At 75.0% G+C, this 24012-nt stretch carries 23 protein-coding genes and 1 tRNA gene; 14 read left to right on the forward strand and 10 right to left on the reverse strand.

Features of this window, described 5'->3' with window-relative positions:
* Positions 1-10: 10 nt before the first annotated feature.
* Positions 11-352, reverse strand: a complete 342-nt coding sequence (locus tag OO57_RS21940; RefSeq protein ID WP_033254353.1) for a metallopeptidase family protein — start codon at positions 350-352, stop codon at positions 11-13.
* Between the two features lie 104 nt (positions 353-456).
* Here OO57_RS21940 and OO57_RS21945 point away from each other — a divergent pair, with 104 nt between their 5' ends.
* Positions 457-954, forward strand: coding sequence for a FluC/FEX family fluoride channel (locus tag OO57_RS21945; RefSeq protein WP_051778073.1), 498 nt, complete (start codon positions 457-459; stop codon positions 952-954).
* The gene (crcB, locus tag OO57_RS21950) at positions 951-1310 is read left to right on the forward strand and encodes a fluoride efflux transporter CrcB (RefSeq protein WP_033254302.1); all 360 of its coding nucleotides are present in this window, start codon (positions 951-953) and stop codon (positions 1308-1310) included. Before OO57_RS21945 ends, crcB begins: the two co-directional genes overlap by 4 nt.
* Positions 1311-1603: 293 nt before the next feature.
* Here the strand turns inward: crcB and OO57_RS44005 are convergent, their stop codons facing one another.
* The gene (locus tag OO57_RS44005) at positions 1604-1762 is read right to left on the reverse strand and encodes a hypothetical protein (RefSeq protein WP_158715186.1); all 159 of its coding nucleotides are present in this window, start codon (positions 1760-1762) and stop codon (positions 1604-1606) included.
* 413 nt (positions 1763-2175) lie between these two features.
* Between OO57_RS44005 and OO57_RS21955 the strand changes: the two genes are divergently transcribed.
* Positions 2176-4545, forward strand: coding sequence for a DEAD/DEAH box helicase (locus OO57_RS21955; protein WP_033254303.1), 2370 nt, complete (start codon positions 2176-2178; stop codon positions 4543-4545).
* A 117-nt stretch (positions 4546-4662) separates the two neighbouring features.
* Positions 4663-5493: a TIGR02452 family protein gene (locus OO57_RS21960; protein WP_033254304.1), complete on the forward strand. Its 831-nt coding sequence runs from the start codon at positions 4663-4665 to the stop codon at positions 5491-5493.
* A 27-nt stretch (positions 5494-5520) separates the two neighbouring features.
* Here OO57_RS21960 and OO57_RS21965 read toward each other — a convergent pair whose 3' ends face one another.
* Positions 5521-5820 carry a hypothetical protein gene (locus OO57_RS21965; protein WP_014137277.1) on the reverse strand — a complete coding sequence of 100 codons (300 nt, stop codon included), beginning with the start codon at positions 5818-5820 and terminating at the stop codon, positions 5521-5523.
* 199 nt (positions 5821-6019) lie between these two features.
* On the opposite strand from OO57_RS21965, the gene OO57_RS21970 reads away from it, so the two are divergent.
* On the forward strand, positions 6020-7231 hold the full coding sequence (locus OO57_RS21970) for a low temperature requirement protein A (protein WP_051778074.1): 1212 nt from the start codon (positions 6020-6022) through the stop codon (positions 7229-7231).
* Between the two features lie 40 nt (positions 7232-7271).
* Here the strand turns inward: OO57_RS21970 and OO57_RS21975 are convergent, their stop codons facing one another.
* Positions 7272-7970, reverse strand: coding sequence for a tyrosine-protein phosphatase (locus OO57_RS21975; RefSeq protein WP_033254305.1), 699 nt, complete (start codon positions 7968-7970; stop codon positions 7272-7274).
* Positions 7971-8124: 154 nt separating this feature from the next.
* Positions 8125-8886 carry an SDR family oxidoreductase gene (locus tag OO57_RS21980; RefSeq protein WP_033254306.1) on the reverse strand — a complete coding sequence of 254 codons (762 nt, stop codon included), beginning with the start codon at positions 8884-8886 and terminating at the stop codon, positions 8125-8127.
* A 99-nt stretch (positions 8887-8985) separates the two neighbouring features.
* On the opposite strand from OO57_RS21980, the gene OO57_RS21985 reads away from it, so the two are divergent.
* Entirely contained in the window at positions 8986-9603 is a 618-nt protein-coding gene (locus OO57_RS21985; RefSeq protein ID WP_051778075.1) for a transglutaminase-like domain-containing protein, read from the forward strand.
* Between the two features lies 1 nt (position 9604).
* Here OO57_RS21985 and OO57_RS21990 read toward each other — a convergent pair whose 3' ends face one another.
* Positions 9605-10864: a DNA glycosylase AlkZ-like family protein gene (locus tag OO57_RS21990; protein ID WP_033254307.1), complete on the reverse strand. Its 1260-nt coding sequence runs from the start codon at positions 10862-10864 to the stop codon at positions 9605-9607.
* A gap of 201 nt (positions 10865-11065) precedes the next feature.
* Here OO57_RS21990 and OO57_RS21995 point away from each other — a divergent pair, with 201 nt between their 5' ends.
* The 4 genes from OO57_RS21995 (at position 11066) to OO57_RS22010 (ending at position 13912) form a co-directional block, all read left to right on the forward strand.
* The gene (locus OO57_RS21995; protein ID WP_033254308.1) at positions 11066-11737 is read left to right on the forward strand and encodes a DNA polymerase beta superfamily protein; all 672 of its coding nucleotides are present in this window, start codon (positions 11066-11068) and stop codon (positions 11735-11737) included.
* A 122-nt stretch (positions 11738-11859) separates the two neighbouring features.
* Positions 11860-11932, forward strand: a tRNA-Lys gene (locus OO57_RS22000).
* Positions 11933-12403: 471 nt separating this feature from the next.
* Positions 12404-12532, forward strand: coding sequence for a hypothetical protein (locus tag OO57_RS46870; protein ID WP_267884977.1), 129 nt, complete (start codon positions 12404-12406; stop codon positions 12530-12532).
* A 291-nt stretch (positions 12533-12823) separates the two neighbouring features.
* Entirely contained in the window at positions 12824-13912 is a 1089-nt protein-coding gene (locus tag OO57_RS22010) for a helix-turn-helix transcriptional regulator (RefSeq protein WP_081973863.1), read from the forward strand.
* Here the strand turns inward: OO57_RS22010 and OO57_RS22015 are convergent.
* From OO57_RS22015 to sigK, 3 genes are all read right to left on the reverse strand, one after another.
* Positions 13828-14880, reverse strand: coding sequence for an SDR family oxidoreductase (locus tag OO57_RS22015; protein ID WP_081973864.1), 1053 nt, complete (start codon positions 14878-14880; stop codon positions 13828-13830). The two genes, OO57_RS22010 and OO57_RS22015, sit on opposite strands and share 85 nt — an antisense overlap.
* A gap of 170 nt (positions 14881-15050) precedes the next feature.
* Positions 15051-15794 (reverse strand): anti-sigma factor, encoded by a 744-nt coding sequence (locus OO57_RS22020; RefSeq protein ID WP_033254309.1) that lies wholly within the window; start codon positions 15792-15794, stop codon positions 15051-15053.
* Positions 15791-16375, reverse strand: a complete 585-nt coding sequence (gene sigK, locus OO57_RS22025; protein ID WP_033254360.1) for an ECF RNA polymerase sigma factor SigK — start codon at positions 16373-16375, stop codon at positions 15791-15793. The genes OO57_RS22020 and sigK overlap by 4 nt, the downstream gene beginning before the upstream one ends.
* A gap of 326 nt (positions 16376-16701) precedes the next feature.
* On the opposite strand from sigK, the gene OO57_RS22030 reads away from it, so the two are divergent.
* Both OO57_RS22030 and OO57_RS22035 read left to right on the forward strand, forming a co-directional pair.
* On the forward strand, positions 16702-18303 hold the full coding sequence (locus OO57_RS22030; protein ID WP_033254310.1) for a molybdopterin-dependent oxidoreductase: 1602 nt from the start codon (positions 16702-16704) through the stop codon (positions 18301-18303).
* 61 nt (positions 18304-18364) lie between these two features.
* Positions 18365-19027, forward strand: a complete 663-nt coding sequence (locus OO57_RS22035; protein WP_033254311.1) for a fasciclin domain-containing protein — start codon at positions 18365-18367, stop codon at positions 19025-19027.
* Positions 19028-19608: 581 nt separating this feature from the next.
* Here OO57_RS22035 and OO57_RS22040 read toward each other — a convergent pair.
* Positions 19609-20787 carry a UDP-N-acetylglucosamine--N-acetylmuramyl-(pentapeptide) pyrophosphoryl-undecaprenol N-acetylglucosamine transferase gene (locus OO57_RS22040; protein WP_033254312.1) on the reverse strand — a complete coding sequence of 393 codons (1179 nt, stop codon included), beginning with the start codon at positions 20785-20787 and terminating at the stop codon, positions 19609-19611.
* 322 nt (positions 20788-21109) lie between these two features.
* Here OO57_RS22040 and OO57_RS22045 point away from each other — a divergent pair, with 322 nt between their 5' ends.
* Together OO57_RS22045 and OO57_RS22050 are read left to right on the forward strand one after the other, a co-directional pair.
* Positions 21110-22468 carry a basic amino acid/polyamine antiporter gene (locus tag OO57_RS22045; RefSeq protein WP_234337455.1) on the forward strand — a complete coding sequence of 453 codons (1359 nt, stop codon included), beginning with the start codon at positions 21110-21112 and terminating at the stop codon, positions 22466-22468.
* A 127-nt stretch (positions 22469-22595) separates the two neighbouring features.
* Complete coding sequence (locus OO57_RS22050) at positions 22596-23840, forward strand: arginine deiminase (protein WP_033254314.1); 1245 nt, start codon at positions 22596-22598, stop codon at positions 23838-23840.
* The last annotated feature ends 172 nt before the right edge of the window (positions 23841-24012 follow it).

Below are 24012 nucleotides of genomic sequence, written 5' to 3' on the forward strand. Positions count from 1 at the left end.
GGGGCGGGGGTCAGGACCAGCCGAGTTCGTGGAGTTCGTCGTCGTCGAAGCCGAAGTGGTGGGCGACCTCGTGGATGACGGTGGTGCGGACCTCCTCGACGGCCTCCTCGCGGGTCTCGCAGAGGCGGAGGGTCGGGCCCATGTAGACCATGATCCGGTCGGGGAGGACGCCGGCGTACCACTCGCCGCGCTCGGTGAGCGGGATGCCCTCGTAGAGGCCGAGCAGGTCGGGGGTGCCGGGGGCGGGCTCGTCCTCGACGAAGACGGCGACGTTGTCCATCATCGCGGCCAGCTGCGGCGGAATCTGGTCCAGTGCGTCGGACACCAGCGCCTCGAACTCGTCCCGGGTCATCTCCACGGGCCCCATTGTCGGAGTTCCGCCGACGGGACGCCAGGGCACCGGCGGGGTGTCGGGGGCCGGAACGGCGGGGGCCGGGCGGGTGCTTGACTGGCGGCATGACGACGAGGGAACCGGTGCTGCGCGGGCAGGGGCGGGTGGTGGCGGCGGTCTCCGCGGGCGGGGTGCTGGGGGCGGGCGCCCGGTACGGGGCGGGGCTGCTGTGGCCGACCTCGGGGGACGCCTTCCCGTGGACCACGCTGGGGGTCAACGTGCTCGGCTGCGCGGTGATCGGGGTGGTGCTGGTGGTGCTCACCGAGGGGCGGCGCACGCCGAACCCGCTGCTGCGGCCGTTCCTGGCGACCGGGATCCTCGGCGGGTTCACCACCTTCTCGACGTACGCGGTGGACGGGCAGCGGCTGTTCGACCACGCGCTGCCCGGCAGGGCGCTGCTCTACCTGGGCGGGACGCTGCTGGCCGCGCTGGCGGCCGTCTGGGCGGCGGCGGGCGCGACCCGGGCGGTGCTGCTGGCGCGCAGCGAGCGGGCCGGGGGAACGGCCGGGGGCGCGGGCGGGCGAGCGGACGGAGGAGCGGACGGACGGGGGGCCGCGGGGTGAACTGGCTGCTGGTGCTGGCGGGGGCCGCGGTCGGCGCCCCGCTGCGGTACCTGACGGACCGTGCGGTGCACTCCCGGGTCGGCTTCGGCTTCCCGTGGGGCACGCTGACCGTCAACGTCGGCGGCTGCGCGCTGCTCGGCCTGCTCACCGCGGTCGCCCCGCCGGACGTCCGGCTGCTGCTCGGCACCGGCCTGTGCGGGGCGCTCACCACGTACTCGACCTTCTCGTTCGAGACCCTGAAGCTGGCCCAGAACGGCTCCCGCGGCGCGGCGCTGGGCAACGTGGTGCTGTCGCTGGGCGCGGGCCTGGCGGCGGTGTACGCGGGGGCGGGCGTCGGACGCGCGATCTGGGGGTGAGTGGGGCGCCACCCGTGTCCCGGTGGGCGGCCGCGCGTTGGGCACCGGGAACGGTGGCGGCCCCGGGCGGGTCGTGCGGGAGGTGGCTCGATGGTGGCGGGTTGGTCGGTGCGTCGGCGGCGTGCGGCGGCGGGTTCGGTGGCGGCGGCGCTGGCCGTGCTGGGGCTGGGCGGGTGCATGTCGGTGGGTGCGGACGCCCCCGGCGGGTCGGTCGTGGTGAAGCCGTCCGGGACGGGCGGCTCCGCGGCGGCGAGCGCCAGGCCGGGCGGCGGGTCGGGCGGGCGGCAGGGCGGTCAGCACGGGGAGCGCGGCGGCTCGTTGAGCCTTGACGGGGCGTCACCGGCCGCGTCGCCCCCGGCCGGGGCCCCCGCGCCCGGCTCCACGCCGCCGCCGGAGTCGGCGGGGGTGCCCGGTGCGCCGGTGCAGGTGCCCGCCCCCTCGGCGAGCAGCACGCCCCCCTCCGGCACGGCGAGCGGGCCGGCCTCGTCGCCGCCCAGCCCGCCCGCCGGCGGGGGCGGGACGGCCGCCCCGCCGAGCCCGCAGGGCAGCCCGTCGGCGCCCGCGCACTCGACGACGCCGTCCGCGACGCCCAGCGGTTCGGGGTCGGAGGGGCCGAGCGACCCGTCTTCGGTACACTGAGGAGGCGGTCCACACCTTCGTTCGAAGGCGATGACCAGGGGATTTGCCTCCGATCCCGAGGTTCCCCTATGGTGGTAGATCGTTCGTTTGATCCTATTTGGCTGGCGCTCCTCATACACCTTTGAGCGCCCTTGGCGCGTTCCGGCGATCCGTGGCTGACCGCATAGAGGCGGTTTTTCAACAGACCCACCGGACTTTGGCGCGTGCCACTTCCGGAAGGTTTTGCATGTCTCTCGTTGACGACGCCCGCTTCGCCATGCCCGCGAACGGGTCCGACGCCGACTCCCTCGACACCGACACGCTGGACGCGGAGCTCGCCGAGCTCACCGACGCCGACGTGGACACCGACACCGACTTCGCCGCGGACGTCGACACCGACGCCGCGGACGACACCGACGCGGACGCCGACGTCGACACCGACGCGGCGGACGACGCCGAGCCCACCGTCACCTTCAGCGACCTCGGTCTGCACGACGACGTGGTCCGGGCGCTCGCCAAGCGCGGCGTCACCACCCCGTTCCCGATCCAGGCCGCGACCATCCCGGACGCGCTGGCCGGCAAGGACGTGCTCGGCCGCGGCCGCACCGGCTCCGGCAAGACCCTGAGCTTCGGCCTCCCGCTGCTGACCCGCCTCGCCGACGGCGAGCGCACCAAGGCCAAGCACCCGCGCGGCCTGATCCTCGTCCCGACCCGCGAGCTGGCCATGCAGGTCGCCGACGCGCTGGAGCCGTTCGGCTCGGTGCTCGGCCTGCGCCTCAAGGTGGTCTGCGGCGGCACCTCGATGTCGAACCAGATCTACGCCCTGGAGCGCGGCGTCGACGTCCTGGTGGCCACCCCCGGCCGCCTGCGCGACCTGATCAACCGCGGCTCCGCCAAGATGGACGAGGTCGAGATCGCCGTCCTGGACGAGGCCGACCAGATGGCCGACATGGGCTTCCTGCCCGAGGTCACCGAGATCCTCGACCTGGTGCCGGCCGGCGGCCAGCGCCTGCTGTTCTCCGCCACGCTGGAGAACGAGATCGACACCCTGGTCAAGCGCTACCTGAAGAACCCGGTCACCCACGAGGTCGACCCGTCGGCCGGCGCGGTCACCACCATGACCCACCACATCCTGGTCGTGAAGCCCAAGGACAAGGCGCCGATCACCAACGCGATCGCCGCCCGCAAGGGCCGCACCATCATCTTCGTCCGCACCCAGATGGGCGCGGACCGGGTCGCCCAGCAGCTGATGGAGGCCGGGGTGAAGGCCGACGCGCTGCACGGCGGCATGACCCAGGGCGCCCGCACCCGCGTCCTCGGCGACTTCAAGGACGGCTACCTGAACGTGGTCGTCGCCACCGACGTCGCCGCCCGCGGCATCCACGTCGACGGCATCGACCTGGTGCTGAACGTCGACCCGGCCGGTGACCACAAGGACTACCTGCACCGCTCCGGCCGCACCGCCCGGGCCGGCCGCTCCGGCATCGTCGTCACCCTGGTGCTGCCGCACCAGCGCCGCGGCGTGTTCCGCCTGATGGAGGACGCGGGCGTCGACGCCTCGCGCCACATCCTCGACCACGCCTTCGACGCCGAGGTGGCCCGGATCACCGGCGCCCGCTCGCTCGTCGAGGTGCAGGCCGAGAGCGCCTCCGGCATCGCCGGTGCCGCCGAGCGCGAGGTCGCCGAGCTCACCCGCGAGCTGGAGCGCGCCCAGCGCCGCGCCACCGAGCTGCGCGAGGAGGCCGACCGCCTGGCCGCCCGCGCCGCCCGCGAGCGCGCCGACCTGGGCATCGTGGACGAGGAGCCGGCCGCCGAGGCCGAGACCGACGCCCCCGCCGCGGCGGCTGCCGCCGCCGAGGCCGAGCCGGTCGCCGAGGAGCGCGCCCCGTCCTACCGCGAGACCCGCAGCGAGCGCCCGGCCTACAACAACCGGGACCGCGGCGAGCGCGGCGGCTTCAACCGCGACGACCGTGGCGGCGACCGCGGTGGCCGTTCGTTCGGCGACCGGGACCGCGGCGAGCGTGGCGGCTTCAACCGCGACGACCGTGGCGGCCGTTCGTTCGGTGACCGCCCGCAGGGCGGCTTCAACCGGGACGACCGTGGCGGCCGTTCGTTCGGTGACCGCGAGCGTGGCGGCTTCAACCGGGACGACCGTGGCGGCGACCGTGGTGGCCGTTCGTTCGGTGACCGCGAGCGCGGTGGCTTCAACCGCGACGACCGTGGCGGCGACCGTGGTGGCCGTTCCTTCGGTGACCGCGAGCGCGGTGGCTTCAACCGCGACGACCGCGGCAGCCGTTCCTTCGGTGACCGTCCGGCCCGCTCCTTCGGCGGCGACCGCGACCGCGGCCAGGCCGGTGGCGGCAGCCGTCCGTTCGTGCGGCGCGACGACCACCGCACCGGTGGGCGCCCGCAGGGCGGTTTCAACCGGGACGACCGTGGCGGCGACCGTGGTGGCCGTTCGTTCGGTGACCGCGAGCGCGGTGGCTTCAACCGGGACGACCGTGGCGGCGACCGTGGTGGCCGTTCGTTCGGTGACCGCGAGCGTGGCGGCTTCAACCGCGACGACCGCGGCGGCTACAATGGCGGCGGCGACCGCAAGCCGCGCTGGAAGAACTGACGCCCTGCACGCAGGCTGATCCGGGCCCGTTCCACTTCGGTGGGGCGGGCCCGTCCGCGTTCCCGGGCGGTGAAAATCGCTGGTGGGGAGGGGAGTTGGGGGTTAGCGTGCCGTGGCATGAGCAGTAGGCAGCGGGCCATGGCCGCGCAGAACGAGGAGATCGCCGACCGCGGCGAGTACCGCAGCCCCGCCGGGGCGGTGGTGCGGATCGCCGAAGAGCTCGCCGAGGCCCGGGCGGGCACGGTGTCGTACCGGGCCGACGCGGAGTTCGGGCCGGGCCCGGGGCCGCTGGCGGCCGGGGCGGCGGTCGGGGCGGTGGTCGAGGTCACCGGCGAGGGCAGCATGCAGGCCGCCCGGCGGCTGGTCGCGGACGGCGGGCGGAGCGTCGCGGTGCTCAACTTCGCCTCCGCGCGCAACCCCGGCGGCGGCTACCTGCGCGGTGCGAAGGCCCAGGAGGAGGACGTCTGCCGCTCCTCGCTGCTGTACCGCTGCCTGCTGGAGGCCCCCGACTACTACGAGGCGCACCGGGCCTCCACCGACCTGCGCTACAGCCACCGGGTGATCTGGTCGCCCGGCGTGCCGGTGATCCGAGACGACCGGGGCGACCTGCTGGAACGCACCCACCGGGTCGGCTTCCTGACCTCGCCCGCGCCCAACGCGGGCCAGCTGGCGCTCCGTTCACCCGGCCAACCGCTCGCCCTCGCCCCGCTGCTGGCCGAACGGGCCGGACGGGTGCTGGCCGTCGCCGCCCGGCACGGGGTGCGGGAACTGGTGCTGGGCGCCTGGGGCTGCGGGGTGTTCCGCAACGACCCGACCGAGGTCGCGGCCGCGTTCGGGCAGGCCCTGGACGGGTGGGGCGCCGCCTTCGACCGGGTGGTGTTCGCGGTCTGGGACCGCAGCCACCCCTCGGCGAACCGGACGGCCTTCGAGACGCGCTTCGGCGGCTGAACCGGCCCCCGACGGCGTCCCGCCCGCTCAGTCGCCGGTGGCCAGCGCCGAGGCCGCGGCCACCACACCCGTCACGGACAGCACGGCCGGCCAGGCGCCGATCTTCTTCGCCAGCGGGTGCGAGCCGCCGAACGCGGCCAGGTACAGCGCGGTCAGCCCCGCCGCGGCCGGCACCCCCGACCGCCGCCCCCACCGCACCGCGGCGGTCGCCCCCGCCGCCGCCAGCACGGCACCGCCCAGCTCGCGACGGCCGCTGAACCGCGCGGTCGCGTACCCGCCGATCAGCCCGGTGGCGGCAACGGCGGCGGTGGCGGGGAAACGGGCCATCGGACGTACTCCTTCACGACTTCACGACTACGGGGCTTCACGACTTCACGGCCGTGGAGCTTCACGGCTGTGGAGCCTCACGACTGCGGGGCTTCACGACTGCGGGCTTCCGGTGGACGCGCCGCCCACGGCCCGTCCACGGTAACGCTCCTAACGAGCCGCCTGCCGTGCGGGGAACGGGGATTGGGATACTCGGGCGGTGACCGATCGAGAGCTTGCACCGACGGGGGACGGGGAGCTGCGGGCAAGCCCGCTGGAGCTCTTCTTCGACCTGGTCTTCGTCTTCGTCATCACCCAGCTCACCGCGAGCCTGGCCCACCACCTCACCCCCGGCGGCCTCGCCCGGGTGCTGGTGATGCTGGCGGTGATCTGGTGGATGTACGACGCCTACATATGGGTCGCCAACGCGGTCCCGCCGCGCACCCACGGGCAGCGCGGCCTGATGCTGCTGGGAATGGGCTGCTTCCTGGTCATCGCGCTCAGCGTGCCGCGGGCCTTCGACGGTGGGGGCGAGGCCTTCGGCTGGGCGTACCTGCTCGTCATCGCCGTGCACACCGGCATGTTCGCCACCGCCGGGGTCCGCCCCGGGGCGGTCGCCCGGATGGGGGCGCTCAACCTGCTGGGCGCCGGACTGGTGATCGCCGGCGGGTATCTCCGCGGCGGGCCCGAACTCCTGCTCTGGACGGCCGCGTTCGGCCTCCAGCTGGTCATCCCGTACCTGGTCGACCTGCCGCGCTTCCAGCTCCGCTCCGACCACTTCGTGGAACGCCACGGACTGGTGGTGATCGTCGCCTTCGGCGAGTCGGTGATCGCCATCGGCGTCGGCATCGGCGAGGCCCGACTCACCCCCGCCCCGGCCACCACCGCGATCCTCGCCCTGGCGGTCTGCGTCGGCCTGTGGTGGGCGTACTTCGGCGCGGACGACGAGGAGAAGGCCGTCCACGCGATGGCCCGGCTCGACGACGCCCGGCGCAACCTGGCCGCGATCAAGGTCTACAACCTGGGCCACTACGCCCTGCTGCTGGCCGTCATCCTGTTCGCCACCGGCGCCAAGACCGCCACCGCCCACCCCACCTCCCCCATCCACCTCCCCGAAGCACTCGCCCTCTCCGGCGGCACCGCGCTCTTCCTCTGCGCCAACACCGGCATCCGCCGCACCCTCGCCCTCGGCCCCACCCGCCTCCGCCTCCTCACCGCCGCCCTCGTCCTGGCCATCACCCCCCTCGGCACCCAGCTCAACCCCCTCACCCAACTCGCCACCACCACCGTCCTCCTGGCCCTCCTCTTCCACACCGAGGCCCGCCGACAGCCCGCACCCGAACGTCCGATCGCCGAGCAGCGGCACCACGACTCCGAGGAGCTCGGCGACCGGCATCCCCCTGGGGTCCTCGCCGTCGACGAGATGGGGTGACACCGGCGCCGTCAGATGCTCGTGCGGCCGCCGTCCGTCGTCACGCCGGGCCCAGGGTGCGGAGGGTGGCGAGGTCGGCGTCGGTGGCGCCGTGGTTGCGGAGGTAGGTGTCGAGGGAGCCGTGGGCGGTGGTGGCGTGGGTGAGGGCGGCGTGCAGGTGGGCGGCTTCGACGGGGCGGGAGAGGCGTTCGACTCCGGCGGCGTCGTAGTAGGGGACGGGGCCGCGGTCGAGGCCGAGGCCGGGGTTGGAGCGGAGGAAGTCGGCGGTGACGGCTTCGAGCGGGAGGCCGGCCAGGGTCTGCAGGACGGCGACGGTCAGGCCGGTGCGGTCCTTGCCGACGGCGCAGTGGACCAGCAGCGGGGCGCCGTTGGCCAGGGCGCGGACGGCGGCGGCGATGGCGACGCCGCCGGTCTCGGCCATGAACGGGTAGAGCGCGGCCTGGTCCTCGGGCCAGGCCCGGTCGGTGGTGGCCGGGTCGGGCAGCAGCGGCAGGTGGAGGTAGTCGACGCCGTCCGGGAGGCGGTCGGGCCAGTCGGCGACCTCGGGGGTGCTGCGCAGGTCGAGGACGGTGCGGATGCCGAGTGCCGCGAAGCGCTGCAGGCCTTCGTCGGTGAGGCGGTTGAGGGTGGCCGAGCGGTAGAGCAGTCCGGGGCGGTAGACGCCGGCCCCGGCGTCGCGGAGGTTGGGGACGTCGGGGATGTCGAGGAACGGCGCGGCGGCGATCTCGGTCTCGGTCATGCGTTCCACGGTAGGCGCAGGGGGCGACGGCGGGCCGGTGCGTTCACCGAACCGGTACCGGGATCGAGACCGGGAGCTGGAGCGGGAGCGGGGGCAGGAGAGGGGGCGGGAGAGGGGGCGGGACCGAGGGTCGCCGCGGCGGGGGCGGGGCCGGTCAGCGTCCGCCGGCCGCGTCCAGGAAGGCGCCGGTGACGTACGAGGCGGCGGGGGAGAGCAGGTAGAGGATCGCCTCGGCGATCTCCTCGGGCTGCCCGCCGCGCCCCATCGGCAGGTTCGGGCCGACCCGGTCGACCCGGCCGGGTTCGCCGCCGAGGGCGTGGATGCCGGTGTGGATCAGGCCCGGGCGGACGGCGTTGACCCGGATGCCCTCGGCCGCGACCTCCAGCGACAGGCCGGTGGTCATCGAGTCGAGCGCGCCCTTGGACGCCGCGTAGTCGACGTACTCGTTGGGCGAGCCGAGCCGGGACGCCGCCGAGCCGACGTTGACGATCGCGCCGCCGCGCCCGCCGTACCGGGTCGACATCCGGCGCACCGCGGCGGCCGCGCACAGGAACGGGCCGGTGATGTTGGCGGCCCAGATCCGCTGCAGCCGGTCCTCGTCGAGCTCGTCCAGCCGGCACTGCTTCTCCAGCGTGCCCGCGTTGTTCACCAGGGCGGTGAGGGTGCCGAGTTCGCGGTCGACGGTGTCGAACAGCTCGGTCACCCCGGCGGTGTGCGAGACGTCCGCGCGGACGGCGAGCGCGGTGCCGCCCGCAGAGCGGATCCGCTGCACCACGGCGTCCGCCGCGTCCCGGTCGGTGCGGTAGTTGACGCACACCCGGTAGCCGCGTCCGGCGGCGAGCAGCGCGGTGGCCGCCCCGATGCCGCGGCCGCCGCCGGTGACCACCAGTACCTCGTCCGCCTCGTCCTGCGCCATGCCGTCAGCTCCTTCGTCCACGACGGTGTCGCCCAGACGCTATCCCACCCGGTGAAACTCCTTTGCGGGCCGCCCGGTCGGCGGCCGAGCATCACTGCCATGGACCTCTCGCTCTCCCCCCACGGCCCGCTGCGGGCCGACCGGCCGGACCTGTCCGCGTACCTCGCCGCGGACGAGGTCGTCGACCACGACCACCCCGCGATCGTCGCCCTCGCCGCGCAGTTGCGGCAGGACGACCCGGTGCGGACCGCCGAGGCGGTGTTCGAGCACGTCCGCGACCGGATCGACCACTCGGCGGACGTCGGCCGCTGGTCGGCCGCCTACCGGGCCTCCGACGTGCTCGCCGCGGGCAACGCGATCTGCCACGGCAAGTCGCACCTGCTGGCCGCGCTGCTGCGTGCCAACGGCATCCCGGCCGGGCTGTGCTACCAGAAGCTGGAGGTGCTGCACGGCCTCAACGGCGTTCTGCTGCCGGGCAGTTCGTGGTGGGTGCGGCTGGACGGCCGGGGCAACCGGAACGGCGCGGACGGGCACTTCGCCACCACCCCCGCCGAGGAGCGGCCCGCCTGGGCCAACGACCCGGCGCTCGGCGAGCACCACTACACCACCGTGTACGCGACGCCGCCCGGGCCGCTGCTGGACGGCCTGCGCGCGGCCGTCCCGAACTCGACCGGATACGGCCACCTTCCGCTCGAACTCCCGGACACAGCTCGGTAGTTCACTGCCCCCGTGCGCGCAGGGCGGCGAGCCGCGGCGCGCGGCTCCGGGGCGAGTCCGGGCCCGAGCTGCGGGCGTCGCCGAGGTCCTCGCGGACGAAGGCCTCGGCGGCGTCGATCGCGGCCCGCAGGCCGGGGGTCATCGGTACGAACAACTCGTGCACCAGCTCCCGCAGTTCGGGGTCGTACTCCCAGAAGCCGATGACCCGTCCGCGGTCCACCACCAGGTGGGTCCGCGGGTCGGTCTCCTCGCCGAGGAGTCGCCCGCCCCGCCCATCCTGGCCGCCCCGGCCGCCCCGGCCGCCCCGGCCGTCCCGGCCGCTCCGGGCCGCCGGGGCGGGGCGGGCCGCCGGGACGGGGCGGTCCGCGTCCCGCGGGTCGACCAGCCGGGGCAGGTCGCGGTGCAGCAGGTGCAGGCCGTCGGTGGCCGCCAGCAGCGCGTACGCGGGCTCGTCCGGAACGGTGAACCCGGCGAACTCGTCGACGAGTTCGGGCGGCATCAGCAACTCGCTGCCGGGCAGCCGGACCAGCCCGAGCGGGGCCAGCGCGGCCTTCGCGGTCGCCGCGCCGAAACCGGAGAACCAGCGGAAGTGCCGCACCGAGGCCGGGGCCGCCCAGGCGAAGTACCGCCGCGCCAGGTCGGCGGCCTCCCCGTGCGCCGGCCGGTCCCACCGCAGGTAGCCGCGCGACTGCCGGTCCAGGCGGCCCCCGACCGGTACCCGGCGCGCCAGCCCGCGCGACTGCAGCAGCCCGAGCGCGGGCGGCAGGGTGGTCGCCACTCCGCGCCTGCGCCCCGCCTCGCCCAGCGACCGGACCGCCGGGCCCAGCTGCGCGTGCAGCTCCTTCGCGGTCAACGGCTCGACGGGGGACAGCACTTCGGTGACCGCCAGGCAGAGCTGCTCGATCTCGTCCCGGGTCACCCCGAGCTGCCGCGCCGCCGCCGCGAGCTCCGTCTCCACCGAGCCCGCGCCCGCGGCCAGGCCCAGCGCGGAGTCCTCGGCGGGCAGCAGGTACGTCCGCCCGCGGGCGGACGGCAACTCCTGCACCTCCAGTGCGGCCAGCGCCGCGTCCACCTCGGCCCGCCGCAGCCCCGCCCGGGCGAACAGCCCCAGGTACGGCCCCGCCCCGCCCGTCGACCGGGCCCACCCCGTCGCCGCCAGCACCTGCGCCGCCGACGCCCCGCGGTGCCGTCCGCCGTCCAACCACTGCCGCCGCGCCCACCAGGCACGCAGCTTCACCGCCGGGACCTCGCCGTTCACCATCCGCCCAGTATCGGCGCGGCCCCGCCGCCCGGCGGGGAGCGACGGCGGCGGCCGTGTCGGCCGGGGCCGCCCCGGTCGGTAAATCGCTCGCCCGGACGGTCCGCGGCGGGCGACACTGCACACCCGACACCCGCACCCGTACCCGTACCGCGCCCGCACCCGCACCGCACCCACCCGCGCCCGCCGAGGAGGCGTCCGCCCGTGAACGTCCTGCTCTCCGGCATCGTCGGCTCCACCGCGTACGGCCTGGCGCACGCCGGCTCCGACCTCGACCGGCTCGGCCTGTTCGCCGCCCCCACCGTCGCCTTCCACGGCCTGCACCGCCCCGCAGAGTCGCACGTCACCACCGCCCCCGACCGCACCCTCCACGAAGCCGCCAAGTGGTGTCGGCTCGCCCTCGGCGGCAACCCGACCGCCACCGAACTCGTCTGGCTGCCCGAGGAGTTGTACGAAGTCCGGACGCCACTCGGCGAGGAGCTGATCGGCCTGCGGGAGGCCTTCCTGTGCGGCCCGGCGGTCCGCCAGTCCTACCTGGGCTACGCCGCCCAGCAGTTCCGCAAGCTCACCGCCCGCGACCGCACCGACCCGACCGGCCGCGCCAGGGCCGCCAAGCACGCCCGCCACCTGGTCCGCCTGGTCCGCCAGGGCGTCACCCTGCACGAGACCGGCCGACTGGAGATCCGCCTCCCCGACCCCGAACGGGTCCGCGCCCTCGGCGAGCGCTACGCCGACCACCCGGAGGACGCCGCCCCCCTCCTCGCCGACGCCGAAACCCGCTTCGCCCGCCCCGGCGTCCTGCCTGCCACCCCCGACGAACGCCCGGTCGAAGCCTGGCTGCACCGCGTCCGCGCCGCCCACCTGCCCACACCCTGATCCCGCCCGCCCCCACCCCTCCAACCCGCGCGACCCGCCCGGCAATCCACTGGTCATCCCCCACCGGGCACCAGGTAGGATCACCCCGGCAGGCGCTGTCCCACCGGGCCCGCGCCTGCCGCGGGCCGCTAGCTCAATTGGCAGAGCTGCGGACTTTTAATCCGTAGGTTCAGGGTTCGAACCCCTGGCGGCCCACCGCAGTCCAGGCCAGGTCAGACACCGTCTGACCTGGCCTTTTTCGTGTCCGGAGCGGTTCGGGGGCTGTTTGCGCCGCTCGGGGCAGCACCCGGAATGCCTGAATTGTGGACCGGTGCGGGGACGGTGCGGGGACGACGCCCCCGAACCGCCCCCTCAGGCACCCTTTCCACCCACGTCCACCGCCCTCCATCCAGCCCCGGGTCTGTCGCTTCATGTCACGATCCGTGGATCAAAGCCCTTGCAGAGCTGACCCGCCGCAGAGCCGATAGATCGGCCTGCCGAGCAGCCGCGGCCCTCAAGGACTGTACGGTGCCGCAGGTGCGGAGCTCGGCCCCGGCGATGCGCCCCACTGCCGCTGGGCAGACGGTCCGCATCATGTGTGCGACCGGGCCGGATCTGACGGGGCGGCAGCGCATCGGTAGCGCGCTCGCTACGGCTGAGTTGCCTCCGAAGAAGCGTCCGGACGCCGTGGACGCCTTGGTGGCGCTGACTGCGGCCCGGCATGGCAGCGCTGTTGTCCTCACCAGTGACCCGGACGACCTCACGGCTCACCTGAAGGCGCTGGACGCCCAGGACGTCCACGTGGTCCAGGTCTGACCCCGAACTCGGAACGGACCAGCGGAGGGAGGGCGTCGGACCCTGCGCCCGGCCGCGTCATCGGTGGCACGGGGAGCCCGGGCTCGCCGCCGGTGCGTGAGCGGTGCGTGAGCGGACGGCGCACCAGAGCCAGGCCAGACGCCGTCCGACGGGCTCCTTCCACGCCGGGCGCTCGGGCGGTGGGCCACGACGACCCGAAATCGCGTCCGATGTGTCCCTCCGCGGGGACCGGTTCGGGGCCGCCCGGCGGCGGAGGTGCCGACTGTCCGCCGGGTCGGTGATCCTTGGGGGATGCGTGCCGCTCGCCTGATCCGCATGGCCCTCCTGATCCAGTCGAACCCCGGCCTGACCGCGGCCGCTCTCGCCCGCGAGCTGGAGGTCTCCGAGCGCACCGTGATCCGCGACGCCCAGGCCCTGCAGGAGGCGGGCGTCCCGGTCCGGTCGGAGCGCGGGCGGGTGGGCGGGTACTTCCTCGCCGCGGGATACCGGACCAGGCTCACCACGCTCCGTCCCGGCGAGGCGGAGACGCTCTTCCTGTCCGGCGTGCCCTCGGCCTTGCAGGACCTGGGGCTCTCGGACGCGGCCGAGACCGCTCGGCTGAAGTTGACGGCGACCCTGCTCCCCTCGGTGCGCCGGGCCGCCGAGTCCTCCGTGCGCCGCTTCCACCTCGACGCCCCGGCCTGGTTCCGCGAACCCGCCGCCCCGGACCTGCTGCCCGAGCTGGCCCGCGCGGTGTGGGCGGACCGGCCCGTCGAGCTGTCGTACGCGCGGCCCGGCAGGGACGGCGCGCCGCCCACCGCCGTGGCGCGGGTGGTGGAGCCGTACGGGCTCGTGCTGAAGGCCGGCACCTGGTACGTCGTGGCCCGCGTCCCCGGCGCACGGGAGGACCGCGACGGCGGCTGGCGCACCTACCGCGTCGACCGGATCACCGCGCTCGCCGCCGCTGCCGGAACCGAGGATCCGTTCGTGCGCGACCCGGCCTTCGACCTGGCCGCCCACTGGGAGGCCGGGTCCCTCGCCTTCGCCCGTGCCCTGCTGCGCACCACCGTCACCGTCCGGTTGACCGGGCGGGGCCTGCGGCGGCTGCCCGCGGTGGTGGACGGGGCCGCCGTCGCGGACGCGCTCGCCTCGGCGAGCGCCCCGGACCCGGCCGGCCTGGTCACCCTCGACCTGCCGGTGGAGTCCGAGGACGTTGCCTTCGACCAACTGGCCAGGCTCGACGCGGACGCCGAGGTCCTGGCCCCGGCTCACCTGCGCGCGCGCTTCCGCGAGCGCGCCGCCGCCCTGGCCGCGCTCTACGGGGCGGACTCAGGGGAGGTGGAACCCGTGGAGTCGGGAGCCGAGGCGGTGGAACCCGAGGAGGGCGCGGCGCGGCGGTAGTCCTCGGGGGAGACCTCCCCGCCGCGGGCGACGTCCTCGAAGTACGCCCAGACGTCCGGCTGGCTGCCGTCCGCGTCCGTCACCCCGTACGCCCTGGCGAGTTCCGCACTGGAAGTGGACGCGCCGTTCCACCGCTTCGCGCGGTCCGGGTCGGCGGCCAGCGCCGCGACCGCGCGGGCCAGGTAGCGCGGGGACTCCGCGATCGCGAACGCCGGCTCCTGGGCGATCGCGTCACGCCAGTTCTCCTCGCGCACGCCGAAGTGGGCGAGCATCTGCTCCGAGCGCAGGAAGCCCGGCGAGACCGCGACCGCCGTGCCCCCGTACTGCGCCAGCTCCTGCCCCAGCCCGAACGCGAGGCGGATCGGGGCGTTCTTCGCCAGGTCGTAGTACATGTTCTCCCGGTAGCGGCGGTTGTAGCGCGCGGTGCCGTCGGTGACTTCCACGTGCAACGGCGCGTCGGAGCGGATCAGCAGCGGGAGCAGCAGCGCCGCCGTGATCACGTGCGAGCGGACGCCGAGCTCCAGGATCCGCAGGCCGTCCGCGAGCGGCGTCTCCCAGCTCTTCTTCCCGAACACCGAGGCGACCAACAGGTGTTCGCCGCCCCACAGGTCGTTGACGAGGACGTCGAGCCGCCCGTGCTCCCGGTCGATCCGCTCGGCCAGGGCGCGCACCTGGGTCTCGTCGAGGTGGTCGGTGGGAACCGCGATCCCGGTCCCGCCCGCCGCGCAGACGAGTTCGGCGCTCTCCTCGATGGTCTCGGTGGTCCGGCCGACCTCGCTGGCCCGGGCCCGGGTGGTGCGGCCGGTGACGTACACGGTCGCACCGGCCCGGCCCAGCTCCACGGCCTGCGCCCGCCCCGCCCCCCGGGTGGCGCCCGCCACGAGCGCGACCCGCCCCGCGAGCGGACCCGCCGCGGCTACCCGCGCGGTCGTCGAAGTGTCCTGGGTGGTGATCTCCTCGTTGCTCATGTCATCCATCGTTCACGGTAAAACTGACAGAACACGTCACCTTTTCCGGGTGTTCCGTCCCGGGTTCAGGGGCTGGTTCCGTCAGGGGTGATGGTCCGCTGCTCCTCGAGGTCACGGATCCCGGGCTGTGCCGCGGGTCGGAGCGGACGGTCCCGACGGCGGGTCGGGCATCAGGTCAGGGGCAGCAGGAGGAGGGGGGAGCCGGTGGGGTGCGGGGAGCCGCCCGCCGGTTCCTCGGTGACGCCGACTCCGGAAGCCGCGTCGACGGGGCCGGCCAGGACCAGTGCGCCGTCGGAGGGGAGCAGTCCGGCGGGGCGCATGGTGCCCGCGTCGTCGAACCAGAGTTGGTAGACGCGGCCGTCGGGGAGGGCGGGCAGGCCGGAGGCCCAGAACCCGGCCCGACCGAGTGCGGGTGACCACACCGTGGTGCCGGTTCCGCCGCCGGTCACGGGACCGGCGGCGAGACGGGCGTCCGGGGCGGTGAGCAGGACGGTGAGGGCGGCCTGTTGCTGTTGCGCCGCCGCCGCTTCCGTCCGGGCCCGTTCGGTCTCCCGGTGCTGCTGGACGGCCACTGCGCCCGCACCGACGGCGACGGCGAGGCAGGCGGCCAGGGCGAGTGCCTGCCGACGCCCGGGGGATCGGCGGCCCGGGCGGTGACCGGGAACGGGGGTGACCCGCGGGGCGTCCTGCCGGGTGGTGGACAGGGCCGCCATGACCTGGGCCTTGAGGCGGGGCGGGGGAGTGGTGGTTTCGGCGGTGCCGAGTCTGGCGAGGGTGGCGGCGAACTCGGCGACCTCCTGCGCGCAGGGGGAGCAGTGCGCGAGGTGGTGCTCGAAGGCGGCGCGTTCGGTGTCGTCGAGGGCGTGGGCGGCGTAGGCGCCGGTGAGGGTGTGCAGGTCGGCGGTGGTGTTCATGTGCCCACTCCCAGGCAGTCGCGCATCCGGATCAGGGCATCGCGCATGCGGGTCTTCACGGTGCCGAGCGGGGCGCCGAGGACCTCGGCGACCTGCGGGTAGGTGTAGCCCCGGTAGTAGGCCAGGGTGAGGGACTCCCGCTGGAGCTCGGTCAGTGTCCTCAGGCAGCGGCGGACCTGTTCGCGCTCCAGGCGGCCCTCGACCTGTTCGGCGACCTCGTCGAAGGCCGTCGTGTGGGCGCCGGCCGCGGCCCGCCGGTCGCGGTCGGCCGCGGCCTGGGCGGCCCGGACGCGGTCGACCGCCCGGTGGTGGGCGATGGTCATCACCCACGGCATGACGTTCCCGCACTCCGGCCGGTACCGGGGAGCGGTGCGCCACACCTCCAGCATGACCTCCTGGGCGACCTCCTCGGACTGCGCGGGATCGCGCAGCACCCGTTGCACCAGCCCGAGCACGGGCCCGGACACCGCGTCGTACAGGCGGGAGAAGGCCTCCTGGTCGCCGAGGGCGATGCGGCCGACCAGTTCCTGGAGGTCGGGCCCGGCACGGCCGGGATCGGGGAGGCGGACGACCGTGCTCACCACGGAGCGGCTCCGGGGTGCCTGGCGGGGAGTTGCCCCGGGGTGGTGGGTGACATGGCTGCCTTCCGTCGAACGGCCGCGTTCGGCGGCTCGGGCGGCAGGTGATCGGGCACCTGCTCGTACTCGGCGTTCGACACCGTGCGGCGCGCGGATTGGTCACCCCGTGAACAGGGGGCCGTCGTCCCTGCGGGATGCCGAGCGTCCGGACGGCCGAAGGAGAACAGGCGGTCGGAGGCCGGGGCGGCCCGCGCCTGTCCGGCACCACCCGATCGGGCGGGCCGGAAAGTCCGACCAATCCGGGCCCGTCCACGTCCCGAACCGGGGATGTGACCAACGAACCGACTCCCGCCGCCGCCCCGCCCCGCGGCGCCGCCCGCAGACTCCTGCGGGCGGCCGGCGCGGCCGCAATCGGCCTGGCGTCGGCGGTGGCGGCGCTCGGCGCGGGCGAACTGGTCGCGTGCGCCGTCGGGGCCGGAACCGCGCCGGTGATCGCGGTGGGGTCGGCGGCGATCGACCTGACGCCGACGCCGCTGAAGGAGTACGCGGTCCGCACCTTCGGCACCCACGACAAGGCGGTGCTGCTGGGCGGGATCTACCTGACGATGGCCCTGCTCGCCGCGCTGGCCGGACTGCTGGCGGTTCGTCGCCCCCTCGCCGGGGCCGTGGTCTTCGCCGCGTTCGGCGGCCTCGGCGGCTGGGCGGCGCTGTCCCGTCCCGGCGCGTCCCCCGCCGACTGCGCCCCGTCACTGGTCGCCGGGCTGGTCGGCGCGCTCACCGTCCAGGCCCTGGCCCGGCTGTGGCGCGGATCGCCCGGGGCGGCCTCCGAGCAGCACGCGGAACCGGACGGGACGGGGACGACGAGCCGCAGGACGGTGCTGACCGCCACCGCCGGGACGTTCGCGGCGGGCGCCCTGGCCGGGGCCGGCGGCCGGGTCCTGACCGGACGCCGGTACGACGTCACCGCCGCCCGCGACGCCGTCCGCCTCCCCGCACCGGCCGAGCCGCTGCCGCCGCTGCCCGCCGCCGTCCACCCGAACGTCCCCGGCCTGTCGTCGTTCACCACCCCGAACTCCGACTTCTACCGGGTCGACACCGCGCTGACCCTGCCGCAGATCGACCCGCGGGACTGGACGCTGCGCGTCCACGGCCTGGTGGACCGCCCCCTGCTGCTCACCTTCGACGAACTGCTGCGCGAGCCGCTCGAAGAGCTCGACCACACGCTGTCCTGCGTCTCCAACGAGGTCGGCGGCCCGTACGTCGGCACCACCCGCTGGCTGGGTGCCGCGCTGCCCGCGCTGCTGCGCCGCGCCGGGGTCCGGCCCGGGGCGGACCAGCTGGTGGGGCGCTCGAAGGACGGCATGACGATCGGCACCCCGCTGGAGTCCGTCCTGGACGGCCGCCGCGCGCTGCTGGCCGTGGCGATGAACGGCGAGGCGCTGCCGGTCGCGCACGGCTTCCCGTGCCGCAGCGTGGTGCCCGGCTTCTACGGCTACACCTCCGCCACCAAGTGGCTGGTGGAGCTGGAGGTCACCACCTTCGCCGCCTTCGACCCGTACTGGGTGCGGCGCGGCTGGGACCGCACCGGCGCCGTCCGCACCGCCTCCCGGATCGAGGTGCCCGCGCCGTTCGCGAAGGTCCCCGCCGGTGCCGTCGACCTCGCCGGAACGGCCTGGGCGACCCACCGCGGCATCGCCGCCGTCGAGGTCCGCATCGACGAAAGTCCCTGGCAGCAGGCCGAGTTGGCCGCTGACGCCGGGCCCGACCTGTGGCGGCAGTGGTCGTACGCCTGGACGGGTGCGACCCCCGGCACGCACCGGATCGAGGTGCGCGCCACCGACACCACCGGCGCCGTGCAGCCCGAGAGCCGCGCCGCGCCCTTCCCCGCGGGGGCGACGGGCTGGCACAGCACCGTCGTCACCGTCACCTGACCCACTCCGTCCGTTCCCTGACCCAGCACCACTCCACCCCCGTACCGAGGAGAGATCCGCCATGTCCGCTTCCGTCCGCAACCGCCGTACCTTCACCGCCCTGCTCGCCGCGGGTGCCCTGGCCCTGACCCTGGGCGCGTGCAGCAGCAGCGGCGACGGTTCCGGTTCCTCGTCCGCCCCGGCCTCCACCGCTCCCTCCCCGTCCGCGGCGATGTCCGGCAGCACCGCTTCGGCCTCGGCGGCGATGGCCGACGCCCCGTTCGGCGCCGCCTGCGCGGCGGTGCCCGCGGACGGGGCGGGGTCGTTCAGCGGCATGGCGAAGGACCCGGTGGCCACCGCGGCCTCCAACAACCCGCTGCTGTCCACCCTGGTGACGGCCGTCAAGCAGGCCGGGCTGGTCGACACCCTCAACTCCGCGCAGAACATCACCGTCTTCGCCCCCACCAACGACGCCTTCGCCAAGATTCCCAAGGCCGACCTGGACGCGCTGCTGGCCGACAAGGCGAAGCTGACCAAGGTGCTCACCTACCACGTCACCCCCGAGCGGCTGGCCCCCGGCTCGCTGGCCGGCACCCACAAGACCCTGGAGGGCGGCGACCTCGCCGTCACCGGTTCCGAGCCCGACTTCACGGTCAACGGCAACTCCAAGGTGCTGTGCGGCAACGTGCAGACCGCCAACGCCACCGTCTACATCGTCGACACCGTCCTGATGCCGACCTCCTGACGCACGGTCACGCCCGAGGGCCCCGACCGCTTCGGCGGTTTCCGGGGCCCTCACGCCGTGCACCGGGGCCCGGACCGGCACGGGAATCAGGGGGTGAGTTCCGCCAGGGCGGAGCGGGCCCGCGGCGCCTGGAGGGGGTTGAACCGCGGGTCGGTGGCGAGGGCCCGGGCGAGGTGGGTGCGGGCGTCGTCGGTGCGGCCGAGGGCGCGCTCGATCTCGCCGCGGTGGTAGAGGAACAGGGAGCTGTGCCAACCGTGGGCGAGGGCGAGGCCGGTGTAGTCGAGGGCCTCGCGGTCGCCGTACGGAGCGGCTCACCGCCCACCCGGCCCTCGCCCGCCCACCCGGCCCTCGCCCGCCCCTGACCGGGCGCCGCCCGGACTCCGTACTGCGCCGATCGGGTGAACACCTGAGGTCCGCACCAAGCCCGTGCCCCCTCCGCCGCGAACGGAGGGTGTGCGCGGAGCCAGGGTCGGCCGTCACGCGCACACGCGGGGACGGGACCCTCCGGCTGGCACCACGGGTCCCGTCCCCGCCCGGTGCCGGACACGACGTTCTCGACGGCGGCTCGGGGGGCGTCCGGGTCAGTTCGGCTGTCCGGCCGCCGAGAGCAGGACGTCGACCAGGTGTTCCGCCGCGTCCGGGCGGCCGTGTTCGCGGGAGCGGGCGGCCATCGTGGTGCGGCGGGCGGGGTCGGTGAGCAGGGGGGTCAGGGCGGTGTGCAGGTCGGCGGGGGTGACCTCGCCGAGCAGGGCGGTGGCGGCGCCGGACTGCTGGAGGTGGGTGGCGTTGTGGGCCTGCTCGTTGCCGGCGGAGGAGGCGAGGGGGACGAAGACGGCGGCCTTGCCGAGGGCGGTGAGTTCGGCGAGGGTTCCGGCGCCGCTGCGGCTGACGACCACGTCCGCGAGGGCCAGGACGTCGGGCAGTTCGGCGCCGAGGTAGCCGGTGAGCAGGTAGCGGCCCGCGAGGTGCGGGGGCAGGGTGCGGGTGCGCTCGCGCAGGGCCGCCTCGTTGGCGGGGCCGCACTGGTGGACGACGTTGGCCTGGTGCAGCAGGTCGGGCAGGACGGCCGCGACCAGGGTGTTGATCTGCACCGAGCCCTGTGCGCCACCGGTGACGTACACCGTCGGCAGCGAGCGGTCGAAGCCGTACAGGTCGAGGGCGGTGACGGCCTTGTCGGCCCGCCCGGCCAGCACCGCGGGCCGCACCGGGTTGCCCGTCACCGCGGCGGTGCGGCGCGCGGACCCGGGCAGCAGCGGCAGGGTGGACTCCGAGGAGACCGCGACCCGGGTCGCCGCGCGGGCCAGCACCTTGTTCGCCAGCCCGAGGCGCACCGTCTGCTCGTGCACCACCAGCGGCACCCGGCAGGAGCGGGCCGCCAGGCCCACCGGCACGGCCACGTACCCGCCGGTGGCCAGCACCACGTCCGGCCGGAACCCGGAGACCAGGGCGCGGGCCTGCCAGGCGCCCAGCGGCACCCGGCACATGTCGCGGACGTTCGCCGGGGAGAGCAGCTTCAGCGGGTTCGACGAGCGCCGGACCTTGCCGGTGGCGACCGGCTCGAACCGGATCCCCTCCGCGGGCGCGACCCGGGCCTCCAGCCCCGCCGCGGTGCCGATCCACAGCACGTCGACCGCCCGCCCGTGCGCGGCCAGCCGCGCCTGCAGCGCCCGGACCGCCGTCAGCGCCGGGTAGGTGTGCCCGCCCGTGCCGCCGCCCGTGACCACCAGGCGCAGGGGAGCGATCCGCTCGGTGAACTCCATGCCCGTCTCCCGTCTCCCGTCGGCCACCGCACCGGGCCGCACCGCCCGACTTGACGAGCCATCAGCCTACGGCGCGGCCCGGGGCTCCCGGCGGGCTCCCGGTGGGCTCCCGGCGGGAGGGGCGGCGCGCGGAAAGGGATGTAACGGGGCGAATGCGACATTCGGTTGGTAGCGTTCCGCCCGCGGCGGTGGCGTCCGGGGCGCCCGGGGTGCGGGGAGCCGCGGGCGAGAGGGAGCGGGGCGCGTGGCGACGGAGGAGACGGCGGAGACGGTCCGGGACCCGGCGGCGGGGGCGGCCGAGCTGGCGCTGCCGACGCTGACCATGCTGGTGGTCGGGTCGATGGTCGGGGCGGGCGTGTTCTCGCTGCCGGGGCGGTTCGCGCAGGAGACCGGCGTGCTGGGCGCGCTGATCGCCTGGCTGGTCGCCGGGACGGGCATGCTGATGCTGGCGCTGGTGTTCCAGTCGCTGGCGATCCGGCGGCCGCAGCTGGACGCGGGCGTGTACGCGTACGCGAAGGCGGGTTTCGGCGAGTACCTGGGCTTCTTCTCGGCGTTCGGCTACTGGGCGAGCGCCTGCGTCGGCAACGTGACGTACTGGGTGCTGATCATGTCGACGGTCGGCGCGCTCGTCCCGGCGCTCGGGGACGGGGACACGGCGCTCGCGGTGGTGCTCTCCTCGTTCGGGCTGTGGGGGTTCTTCCTGCTGGTGCGGCGCGGCGTGAAGGAGGCCGCGATGATCAACCGGGTCGTCACGGTCGCCAAGCTGGTGCCGATCCTGGTGTTCGTGGTGCTGGCGCTGTTCTACTTCGAACCGGACGTGTTCGCCGACAACTTCCAGGGCGCCTCCTACGCGGGCTCGCTGTACGACCAGGTGCACGGGACGATGCTGGCCACCGTCTTCGTCTTCCTCGGGGTGGAGGGCGCGAGCGTCTACTCCCGCCACGCGAAGCGCCGTTCGGACGTCGGCCGGGCCACCGTGCTGGGCTTCCTGAGCGTCTTCGCGGTGTTCGCCTCGGTGACGATCGTGTCGTACGGCCTGCTGCCGATGGCCGACATCGCCGAGCTGCGGCAGCCGTCGATGGCGGGCGTGCTGGAGTCGGCGGTCGGCACCTGGGGGCAGGTGCTGGTGAGCGTCGGGCTGATCGTCTCGGTGCTGGGCGCGTACCTGGCCTGGACGCTGATGGCCGCGGAGGTGCTGTTCGTCGCCGCCGAGGACGAGGACATGCCGCGCTTCCTGGCCCGCGCCACCGCCCGGGACGTGCCGGTTCCGGCCCTGCTGATGACCACCGCGCTGTCGCAGGTGATGCTGGTCGTGACGGCGTTCTCGGACGACGCCTTCGACTTCGCGCTCGACCTGACCAGCACGCTCAGCCTGATCCCCTACCTGCTGGCCGCCGGGTACGCGGTCCTGGTGGCCCGGCAGGACCGGGCCGGCCCCGGGGTCTGGCTGGTGGCCGGGCTGGCCACGGCGTACACCGCCTTCCTGGTGTACGCGGCGGGCTGGGCGTACCTGCTGGTGTCGCTGATCATCTACGCGCCCGCGACCGTGCTGTTCGTGATGGCGCGTCGGGAGCAGGGCCGGCAGCTGTTCTCGCCGCGCGAGGCGGTGGTGCTGGTGCTGTCGGTGACCGGGGCGGTGGTGGGGGTGGTGGCGCTGGCGGCCGGGTGGATCAGCCTGTGAGTTCTCGTGACGCGACATCCCTGCTGCGACATCCGCGACGCGGCATCGGTGCCGCGACGTCCGTGACGTGACCCCCCCCGACCCGCCCCACCCACCCATCCCACCCCGCTGCGAAGGGACCGTTTCGATGACTGCTCCGGCTCTGGGCGTCCACTCCGAGGTCGGCCGACTGCGCAAGGTGCTGGTGTGCCGCCCCGGCCTCGCGCACCGGCGGCTGACCCCGGGCAACGCCGACGACCTGCTGTTCGACGACGTGATGTGGGTGGAGAACGCCCAGCGCGACCACGCCGCCTTCGTGGACCTGCTGACCGGGCGCGGGGTCGAGGTGGTCGAGCTGCACGACCTGCTGGCGCAGACCGTGGCGGTGCCCGGGGCGCGGGACTGGCTGCTGGACCGCAAGATCGTTCCGGACCAGGTCGGCCTGGGGCTGGTCGACGGCACCCGCGGGTACCTGGAGAGCCTGGACCCGGCGGCGCTGGCCGAGTTCCTGATCGGCGGCCTGGCCACCGCCGACCTGCCCGACGAGTTCCGCTCCGGCTACCTGGCGCTGGCCCGCGAGGCCACCGGCGTGCGCGAGTACCTGATGCCGCCGCTGCCCAACACCCTCTACACCCGCGACACCACCTGCTGGCTGTACGGGGGCGTGACGCTCAACCCGCTGTACTGGCCCGCCCGGCACGACGAGACGCTGCTGATGAAGGCCGTCTACGCCTTCCACCCGGACTTCGCCGACGCCACCGTCTGGTGGGGCGACCCGGAGCGGGACTGGGGCCAGTCCACCTTCGAGGGCGGCGACATCATGCCGGTCGGCAACGGGGTGGTGCTGATGGGCATGAGCGAGCGCACCTCCCGGCAGGCCGTCACGCAGGTCGCGGCCGCGCTGTTCGCCCGGGGTGCGGCCCGCCGGGTGGTGGTCGCCGGGATGCCCAAGCTGCGTTCCGCGATGCACCTGGACACCGTCTTCACCTTCGCCGACCGCGACACCGTCACCCTCTACCCGGCGATCATGGACCGGGTGCACGCCTTCTCGCTGTACCCCACCGACCGGGCCCCGGGCGTGGAGGTGGTGGACGAGGGCACCCGGCCGTTCACCGCGGTGGTGGCCGAGGCGCTCGGGCTGCGCGAGCTGCGGGTGATCGGCACCGGCGGCGACGTGTACGCCTCCGAGCGCCAGCAGTGGGACAGCGGCAACAACGCGGTCGCGCTCGAACCCGGCGTGGTGGTCACGTACGACCGCAACACCACCACCAACGCGCTGCTGCGGGGGGCGGGCGTCGAGGTGCTCACCATCGTCGGCGCGGAGCTCGGCCGCGGCCGCGGCGGCGGCCACTGCATGACCTGCCCGCTGATCCGCGACCCCGCGGACTTCTGACCGCCGCCCGCCCGCGCCCCGCCGCCCGCCCGTGCCCCGTCCCGCCCGCGCCCCGCCGCCCGCCCGCGCCCCGTCCCGCCCTGCCGCGGGCGGAAAAGTGTTCGGAAAGTCGTGCAACACCTGCGGGCGGTCGCGCATCTATAGGGGTGACAGCCCGGAACGGCCGGGCCAC

Origin of the sequence: Kitasatospora phosalacinea, assembly GCF_000717185.1 — a bacterium.
Lineage (GTDB): Bacteria > Actinomycetota > Actinomycetes > Streptomycetales > Streptomycetaceae > Kitasatospora > Kitasatospora phosalacinea_A.

Coding starts and splice junctions, on each gene's coding strand:
- OO57_RS21960 (WP_033254304.1), top strand. CDS start 4,663: ATGAGCAGTAGGCAGCGGGCCATGGCCGCGCAGAACGAGGAGATCGCC.
- OO57_RS21980 (WP_033254306.1), bottom strand. CDS start 8,886: ATGGCGCAGGACGAGGCGGACGAGGTACTGGTGGTCACCGGCGGCGGC.
- OO57_RS21955 (WP_033254303.1), top strand. CDS start 2,176: ATGTCTCTCGTTGACGACGCCCGCTTCGCCATGCCCGCGAACGGGTCC.
- OO57_RS22015 (WP_081973864.1), bottom strand. CDS start 14,880: ATGAGCAACGAGGAGATCACCACCCAGGACACTTCGACGACCGCGCGG.
- OO57_RS21940 (WP_033254353.1), bottom strand. CDS start 352: ATGACCCGGGACGAGTTCGAGGCGCTGGTGTCCGACGCACTGGACCAG.
- OO57_RS22020 (WP_033254309.1), bottom strand. CDS start 15,794: ATGAACACCACCGCCGACCTGCACACCCTCACCGGCGCCTACGCCGCC.
- OO57_RS22035 (WP_033254311.1), top strand. CDS start 18,365: ATGTCCGCTTCCGTCCGCAACCGCCGTACCTTCACCGCCCTGCTCGCC.
- OO57_RS22045 (WP_234337455.1), top strand. CDS start 21,110: ATGCTGGTGGTCGGGTCGATGGTCGGGGCGGGCGTGTTCTCGCTGCCG.
- OO57_RS21945 (WP_051778073.1), top strand. CDS start 457: ATGACGACGAGGGAACCGGTGCTGCGCGGGCAGGGGCGGGTGGTGGCG.
- OO57_RS21975 (WP_033254305.1), bottom strand. CDS start 7,970: ATGACCGAGACCGAGATCGCCGCCGCGCCGTTCCTCGACATCCCCGAC.
- OO57_RS21990 (WP_033254307.1), bottom strand. CDS start 10,864: ATGGTGAACGGCGAGGTCCCGGCGGTGAAGCTGCGTGCCTGGTGGGCG.
- OO57_RS22040 (WP_033254312.1), bottom strand. CDS start 20,787: ATGGAGTTCACCGAGCGGATCGCTCCCCTGCGCCTGGTGGTCACGGGC.
- OO57_RS21985 (WP_051778075.1), top strand. CDS start 8,986: ATGGACCTCTCGCTCTCCCCCCACGGCCCGCTGCGGGCCGACCGGCCG.
- OO57_RS22050 (WP_033254314.1), top strand. CDS start 22,596: ATGACTGCTCCGGCTCTGGGCGTCCACTCCGAGGTCGGCCGACTGCGC.
- OO57_RS22010 (WP_081973863.1), top strand. CDS start 12,824: ATGCGTGCCGCTCGCCTGATCCGCATGGCCCTCCTGATCCAGTCGAAC.
- OO57_RS21965 (WP_014137277.1), bottom strand. CDS start 5,820: ATGGCCCGTTTCCCCGCCACCGCCGCCGTTGCCGCCACCGGGCTGATC.